This is a genomic window from Capnocytophaga sp. oral taxon 326 str. F0382, from assembly GCF_000318295.1.
Lineage (GTDB): Bacteria > Bacteroidota > Bacteroidia > Flavobacteriales > Flavobacteriaceae > Capnocytophaga > Capnocytophaga periodontitidis.
In genome coordinates, this window is record NZ_KB291413.1 from 158,215 (window position 1) to 166,221 (window position 8,007).

The 8,007-nt window shown below is 38.4% G+C and carries 7 protein-coding genes and 2 pseudogenes; all 9 read left to right on the top strand.

Features of this window, described 5'->3' with window-relative positions; genetic code table 11:
- A pseudogene (locus HMPREF9073_RS16300) lies at positions 1 to 463 on the top strand (hypothetical protein); the annotation flags it as partial.
- A gap of 142 nt (positions 464 to 605) precedes the next feature.
- Positions 606 to 950 (top strand): YciI family protein, encoded by a 345-nt coding sequence (locus HMPREF9073_RS08545; protein WP_002666814.1) that lies wholly within the window; start codon positions 606 to 608, stop codon positions 948 to 950.
- A 1-nt stretch (position 951) separates the two neighbouring features.
- Entirely contained in the window at positions 952 to 2,172 is a 1,221-nt protein-coding gene (locus HMPREF9073_RS08550; protein ID WP_009750951.1) for an RNA polymerase sigma factor, read from the top strand.
- A 229-nt stretch (positions 2,173 to 2,401) separates the two neighbouring features.
- On the top strand, positions 2,402 to 3,466 hold the full coding sequence (locus HMPREF9073_RS08555; RefSeq protein ID WP_009750952.1) for a Fic family protein: 1,065 nt from the start codon (positions 2,402 to 2,404) through the stop codon (positions 3,464 to 3,466).
- Between the two features lie 7 nt (positions 3,467 to 3,473).
- Complete coding sequence (locus HMPREF9073_RS08560) at positions 3,474 to 4,643, top strand: Platelet-activating factor acetylhydrolase plasma/isoform II (protein WP_009750953.1); 1,170 nt, start codon at positions 3,474 to 3,476, stop codon at positions 4,641 to 4,643.
- Positions 4,644 to 4,651: 8 nt separating this feature from the next.
- A pseudogene (locus tag HMPREF9073_RS15700) lies at positions 4,652 to 4,786 on the top strand (DUF302 domain-containing protein); the annotation flags it as partial.
- Between the two features lie 118 nt (positions 4,787 to 4,904).
- A complete protein-coding gene (locus tag HMPREF9073_RS08565; RefSeq protein WP_009750955.1) occupies positions 4,905 to 5,945 on the top strand; it encodes a YhcG family protein in 1,041 nt (346 codons plus the stop codon).
- A gap of 37 nt (positions 5,946 to 5,982) precedes the next feature.
- Entirely contained in the window at positions 5,983 to 6,465 is a 483-nt protein-coding gene (locus tag HMPREF9073_RS08570) for a DUF302 domain-containing protein (protein ID WP_009750956.1), read from the top strand.
- Between the two features lie 152 nt (positions 6,466 to 6,617).
- Positions 6,618 to 7,622: an MBL fold metallo-hydrolase gene (locus HMPREF9073_RS08575; protein ID WP_034555671.1), complete on the top strand. Its 1,005-nt coding sequence runs from the start codon at positions 6,618 to 6,620 to the stop codon at positions 7,620 to 7,622.
- Positions 7,623 to 8,007: the final 385 nt, after the last annotated feature.

Here is an 8,007-nt window from a genome sequence, read left to right on the forward strand (position 1 = left end):
AGCGTTTTTGGATAAGAAATTTAGCGATGAAGAGCTGAAAACGCTACAAAGCAACCTTAAAAAATTCAAATTGCTCAATACCAAGCTTATTGTACGACAAAAAGGGTCTGAAATTGACAAAGAAATACTATCAGAAATCAACAAAAACAAGTCGTCGCTCTCTAGTAAAGATGTGATGATAAATCAGCTAAAAGAAGAGTTGGCGCAATACAAATATACCGACCCTATTTTTGCTAAAGAGATAAAAGTATTGTTTCCTAATATTGAGAGTTTTTATTTTGGAAAACTGACAGATTTTTCGGAAAAAGACAATACTTCTCTCACCACAGTAATGCTCTACACACCTAAAAAAGAAACTGTGAAGGGTAAAGAAGTCGCCAAAGAAGTAGATACCCAAAAGTTACAACAATGGCTCGCTGAGAAGTTTGACGACAAGAAAGTAATTTGCCGAGTAGCAGATTAGGTCGTAGCACAACAAGCTATAAAAAACTCCCCGTGTAGTGAATAACTGCACGGGGAGTTTTTTATTTGTTAATTTTTACTATCTTTGTCCCCATAGAGAAAATTCAATCGTTATAGGGGTATAATATTAAATTTAAAAATGTATGAAAGATTTTGTATTAATTTTTCGTTTGAACAACATCGCTGATTTCAAACCTACTCCTGAGCAAATGCAAGAACGTATGAACTGGCTTGCAGGTATCGCTTCACAAAACAAATTAGCCGACAAAGGCAATACTCTTTTGCCTATTGCTGGTAGTGCCAAAACTATCAAAGCCGATAAGGTTGTAACCGATGGACCTTTTACCGAAATTAAAGAGTTTATCAGTGGTTATGTGGTAGTAAAAGCTGAAAACATTGATGAAGCAGTGGAAATGGCTAAAGCCAACCCTATTTTTGAACAAGTAGGTGGTAGTATTGAAGTACGTGAAGTGCTAAAAAGAGATTAAAATGCCTCACTCACAACTTTTATCCGATTTGTTTCGAAAAGAATACGCTAAAATGGTGGCAGTGTTATGTCGCCATTTTGGCTTTTCTCATTTGGAAATTGCTGAAGATATTGCGAGTGATACTTTCTTAAAAGCCTATGAATTATGGGAAATACAGCCCTTGCCTGCTAACCCTACTGCGTGGCTTTACACCGTTGCCAAAAACAAAGCTAAAGACTATGAAAAACACGTAGCTATATTTGAAGATAAAGTAAAAAAGGCACTTACACCTACTGAGAAAAGCGAAGAACTTACCTTTGAAACTTCTGAAATAAACGACAGTCAGTTAGAAATGCTTTTCAATATCTGCGATCCTTCTATTTCTGTAGAGTCTCAAATAAGTTTGGCTTTGCAAATACTCTGTGGTTTTACGGTGGAAGAGATTGCTAATGCCCTGCTTACCCATACCGAAACTATAAAAAAACGACTTCTTAGGGCTAAAAACAAGCTTAGAGAGCATCATTTTCAAATCAAAACCGTAAGCCCAGCCGATATACAAGCCCGATTAGAAACTGTACTGCGCTGTTTGTACTTATTTTTCAATGAAGGCTATTTTTCAGAAACTAATAATCAGTTCATACGAAAGGAGTTTTGCAAAGAAGCCTTGCGCCTTACACTCTTACTTTCCGAACACCCTCAAACTGATACACCACAAGTGAATGCTCTTTTATCGCTGATGTGTTTCCAAAGTTCCAGACTTGAAGCCCGTATCAATACCACTGGTGAAAACACTCTTTATGAACAACAAGATAAAAGCAAATGGGATAAAGAACTTATACATAGAGGTAACTATTACTTAGTAAAAGCCTGCGAAGGCTCACAAATCTCTAAATATCACTTAGAAGCTGGCATTGCCTATTGGCATACTACCCCTACCGATGAAAACAAGTGGGAGTATATTCTCCACCTATATAACCAACTGATTATCATTGAACATTCTTCTGTAATAGCCTTAAATAGGACTTTTGCTTATGGCAAGGTATACGGCAAAGAAAAAGCTATTGTCGAGGCTGAAAAATTAGGATTGCAAAACAATCGTTACTACCACGAGTTATTAGGATATTTGTATACTGATATCAATAACCAAAAAGCAATTACTCACTACCAAAAAGCGATTACTCTTTCTAAATCGGCTAACGAGCGAGCTACACTGCAAAAACAGATAGAACAATTAGTGAAATAAGATTTAAAGAACTCAAAATGCACACCTTTGGGGATTACTCAAAAAAGAGGGAAAATGAAACGGTGTCAAATTATCACCAGTTAAAATTAGATGCCACTGATGGTGGAATGGGTGGCTGATACAAAAGCTACAAATTTAGTAGGCTAAGTAAAAAATATTATGTACTTTTGCACATTATACCATCTAAAGGTAGCCACAGGCTACCTTTGAATGCAAAAAAGAATACATTATGGATAAAATAACTCATCTGTATCAGCAGTGGAAAGCCTTACAGCCTCTTAGCAAGCGTAAGGAATATTTACTCTCTCAGCGTTTTACTGTAGATTACAACTATAATAGTAATCATATAGAGGGAAATACACTCACTTATGGGCAAACAGAATTGCTCTTGCTCTTTGGGAAAGTAAGCGGTGAAGGAAATATGAAGGATTTTATGGATATGAAAGCCAGCGAGGCTAGTTTACAAATGCTTAAAGAAGAACTCTCTGAACGCAAACCTCTTACCCAACATTTTATCCGTTTGCTACACCAAACCCTATTAAGAGAAGACTATACAGTATATCAAACCTTGCCCGATGGTACTATTAGCACCTATATAATCCACGCAGGGAGCTATAAAACACGTCCTAATAGTGTGATTACCCGTTATGGCGACCGCTTTGAGTATGCTTCTCCTCAAGAAACACCTGCCCTGATGACCGACCTTGTAGATTGGTATAACGAGGCTGAGACAGCAGGAAAACTCTCTGCAGTAGAATTAGCTACTTTATTTCATTATCGCTATATTCGCATACACCCGTTTGAAGATGGTAACGGACGCATAGCCCGACTGATGGTCAATTACATTTTAGCCCGCCACGGTTTGCCAATGCTTGTAGTGAGACATCGTTACAAACAGCAATATTTAGATGCGCTCCACCAAGCCGATGTAAGAGTAGGACTCAGTCCATCAGAAGGTGCGCAAGCTACTTTGACGCAAATAGCCCCTTTCTCGGTCTTCTTTAAAAAATTAGTTGTCACAGAATTGCAGTATATGATTGCCTTTGCTACAGAAACCTCTGCTAAGGTATGGTGGTATGACGGGCAGCGCATTGTCTTTCGCAGTCCATCAACTGCTATAATGCTTACAGCTATTGGAGAAAACCCGATGATTACTATTGAGCAATTAGCACAAAAAGCAGGGATAGCCACCGCAGCAGTAAAGAAACAATTACACCAAATGACCCTCAAAGGCTATATACAGCGCAAAGAAACAGATGGTTCATTGCGTATCTTTGCCACTACCTCAATATAATTAGCAAATGAAAAAGAAAAAGATGTATATCCTTATTACCATACTATTGCTATTACTCGTGGGAGGGGCTTACTATATATTCCGTCCTGCGCTTTTTACAAAACCTACGGGCAAGTATGCCGTTGGTACGGTGAATTATTGTGTAACCGACCCTGATAGGGAAGAGATTTTCATCACTGATAAACACCAAGCCAGACAAATCCCTATACAAGTGTGGTACCCTGCCGAAAACACCTCTCAGAGCGATTATGCCCCTTATATCCCTGAAGCTACCAAGGTGAGTGAGGCTATTTCAGAGCTTTTACATATTCCGAAGGCGTTGCTTTATCCATTGCAATTCAAGCGTTCGAATGCCTTAGTAAAAGCTCCTGTAAACAAGGAAAAAGCGCAATATCCTGTACTTCTGTACCTCACAGGACTTTATGGTCACCGATGTATAAGCACTTTTCAGATACAAGAGTTAGTTTCTCAAGGCTATATAGTGGTAGGTATTGATTGCCCTATGGCGGTAGCCTTGGCAACCTTCCCCGACGGCAGTACGCTCAAAAGCCTGCCGCGAACGCTCATCGACCCTATGCTCAATGAGAGCTTAACAGAAGAAAATCCTCTTCTGAGTTATAAGGGAAAAACTTTTGAAGGGGGATTGATAGCCTACTTCGCCAAAGATGTATCACGAGTAATAGATTTCCTTACTGCACTCAATACAAACGACCCTAACCACCTTCTTTACAACAAATTCAACTTGGATAGATTAGGGACTTTTGGAGTTTCTCTCGGAGGAATTATCGTATCAGAAGCCTCGTGGAAAGACCCTCGTATCAAAGCTAATTTGATTATGGAATCGCGGATTCCGCTAAAAATAGCACAAACGGGCTTGCGTGTTCCTACAATGGTTATTACGCGTCCTGCAGAAGCTATGCGCACAGAAAGAGAACGCTCAGGTGGGTGGACAGAAAGCGATATTCAAGAGCACCTCAGCACAATGGAAAACCTATGTAAAAACACAGCTGAAAGTGAATTTATACAAATCCCCGATATCTTCCACGTAGATTTTACCGATGCACCTTTATGGGTACCTTTTCCTCATCTTTTGGGATTTAGTGGCAAAACCCCTATTGAGGAAACCCACCACAAACTAAATGAACTTACCTTTAATTTCTTTGAAAAACATTTATAATAAACTATATGAAACACTTAATTATCTTCTTATTATTCCCGCTTTTAGCAGCTGCGCAACCTATTATTAGCTGTACAGATGTGATAAAACCTTATGCTGACTTTGAGAGTCCATTGGCTTTTGAAGAGACTGTAGTCGTACTTTAGAAAAACACCAGAAAAAATAGATGTTACAATGCTATAGTTAATAAATTCGTTAATTGGAGTACTCAGAAATAAAGGAATTATCCTTATCTTTGTACTTTCTTAGAGAACACAAAAGATGAATGCCATTATCAATACTTCAGCCTACAGAGAATGGTTAGAAGCTCTTAAAACAAATATTCAACAAAGCCAAATCAAAGCAGCTATACAAGTAAATAGTGAGCTATTGCACCTTTATTGGCGAATAGGGAAGGATATAGTTCAAAAGCAAGAACAAACCCAATGGGGTGATGGTTTTCTGCAAACCCTGAGCAGAGACCTACAAGAAGCCTTTTCTACTATGAAAGGGTTTTCTTATCGGAACTTAAAATATATAAGGCAATGGTATTTGTTTTATAATCAAGAAAATATAATTGGGAAACAAGTTGTTTCCCAATTAGAAATGACCCTATTCAATATCCCTTGGGGGCATCATATAATGATTATACAGCGTTGTAAGAACATATCTGAAGTCCTTTTCTATGTCAATAAAACCATAGAAAATCACTGGAGTCGCTCGGTGTTAGAACATCAGTTGGGGTTAAACCTCTATGACAGAGAGGGAAAAGCTATTACGAATTTCAAGCAGCAACTTCCTGCTATACAATCCGATTTGGCACAACAACTCACTAAAGACCCTTATATATTTGATTTTCTTACCCTAACGAAACCCTATACAGAGAAAGAGCTTCAAAGTTATTTAGAAGAAAATATGACTAAGTTTCTCTTAGAACTTGGGAAAGGATTCTGTTTTTATGGCAAACAAGTACATATAGATGTAGGTGGTGATGATTTCTATATTGATTTACTTTTCTATAATGTTCGCCTTCATTGTTATGTAGTAGTAGAACTTAAGTCTGTAAAATTCAAACCAGAACACGTAGGACAACTCAAGTTCTATGTTACCGCTGTAGATAAACAGATGCGTACTGAAGCAGATAATCCTACTATTGGTCTGCTTATTTGTAAAGACAAGAATGATGTAGTGGCTGAATATACACTTTCAGATGTTAATAGTCCTATTGGGATTTCCTCCTATCAGTTATATGAACAACTATCAGAAGGATATAAGTCCTCTCTCCCCAGCATTAAAGAGATAGAAGAGCAACTCAAAGATTAGCAAATCATCACTATCTTTGCACCTAAAAAACAATATTATGGCTTTAAAATTACAAATAATGTTATTTTTGCTATTTCCTCTTTTGGGAATGGCACAGACACTCCCTAAGCTTGCCGAAGTTTTTGAGATAGAATATTTTGACTATACAGCACAGAGTCCGTATACTTTTGAGCAGACTATAGAAAGGCTTCAAGAGATTTTGAAGTCCAAAGGCATCACCGTTTTTGCCACTATCGACCACCAAGCGGCTGCTAAGGCTGTAGGAGAGAAATTGGCACCTGCTACTGTGCTTATAGTAGGTAACCCCAAAATAGGAACCGCCCTAATGCAGGAAAACCCTCGCTTTGCTATTGAACTCCCTTTGAAAATCCTCATCTATGAGGAAAATAAAACAGTAAACATACGCTACGAGAAAATTGCTGCTATCGCCGAAAAATACCATATAAAGCAAAACTTCGCTACAGCAGAAAAGATAGATACAGCAATGCTACAGTTGATAAAATCGTCAATTAGCAAATGAGGAAATGAGAGAATTAGAAAATAAACTCCCCGTATGCAAACTGCCTATGCGGCTCGCATCACGGGGAGTTTTTTTGTCAATTATCAATGGTTAATTGTCAATTATTTTGTATCTTTGTGTCATCAATAAATAAAGTAAAGCTAATCGATATTATGAATAGACGTAAATTCTTTCAAACCACTGCCCTCAGTGGGGGGCTTTTAGCAGTTCCCTCACTAATGAGTTTCTTACCTAAAAAAACTACTGACAGCAATGTTGTTGCAACAGGATGTAGCCTTAAAATCACATTGGGAGATTTGGAGCTCTTTCTCCTATCTGATGGATATATGAACGTCTCTCCTCCTCAATCTATCTTTGCCCCTCAAATACCTAAAAAGGACTTTGTAAACCAGATGCAAAAACTGTATCTCAACCCCGAACTGATGCAGATGTCGGTGAATATATTGCTTATAAAATCAGCTAATAAGTATATCTTAATCGATGCTGGTAATGGACAGCATTCTGGGAAAACCAATATAGGAAGACTCCCCGAAAATCTCATAAAGATAGGTGTTTCTCCTTCTGATATTACTGATGTATTTATCACTCACGCTCACGGCGACCATATTGGGGGACTTACCACTCCCGATGGCAAACTCACTTTTCCTAATGCGCAATGTTATATCAACAAAAAGGAGTACGACTTTTGGCTATCACCTAATCCCGATTTTTCTAAAACTAAATATAAGAGAACGCCCCAGCAGTTAGAACAATACTTAAACTATTCGCGCAATATTCTCAAAGCTCTAGGCAATCATCTGCACTTCTTCAGCGCAGGTGATACTCTTTTTGGGATATTAAAAACCGAGTTAGCCGAAGGACATACGCCGGGGCATACGCTTGTAACTATCATTTCAGAGGGACGTTCGTTAAAGCACTTAGCCGATACGGTTCACTCGCCTTTGCTCATTGCTAAACCCGATTGGGGTGTGTTGTGGGATACTGATTATCAGCAAGGTATTCACACACGCCTACGCATACTAGAGAACTGCTACAAAGAGCATACGCTTATTCTTGCAGGGCATTTACCTTTCCCTGGTTTGGGATATATAGGCAAAGAGAAGGACTACCGATGGGTGCCTTTTTCTTATGCTTCTCCTGAAGATGTAATCATTTAACGAGAACAAATCACACATAAAATTCTCGTATGCAAACTACTTATACAGAACGCACTACAGGAAGTTTTTGTTAATCGTTAATTGTCAATTATTAATTATATAGTAAAGATTTTCTTACTGTTCGAAAGTATTGGAACAAACTAAAAGAACGACTCAAAAAAGAGGGAAATGAAACGGTGTCAAATTGTCACCAGTTGAAATTAGAAGCTGCTGATGGTAAAATGCGACTTACTGATGTAGCTAATACAAAAGCTAAAGACCTCCTTAATCTTAAGGAATCATAGCACGACAAGCAATAAATAAAACTCCCCGTAATGCAAACTGCCTGTGCGGCTCGCATCACGGGGAATTTTCGTCATTCGTCTCTCGTCATTCGTCTCTCGTC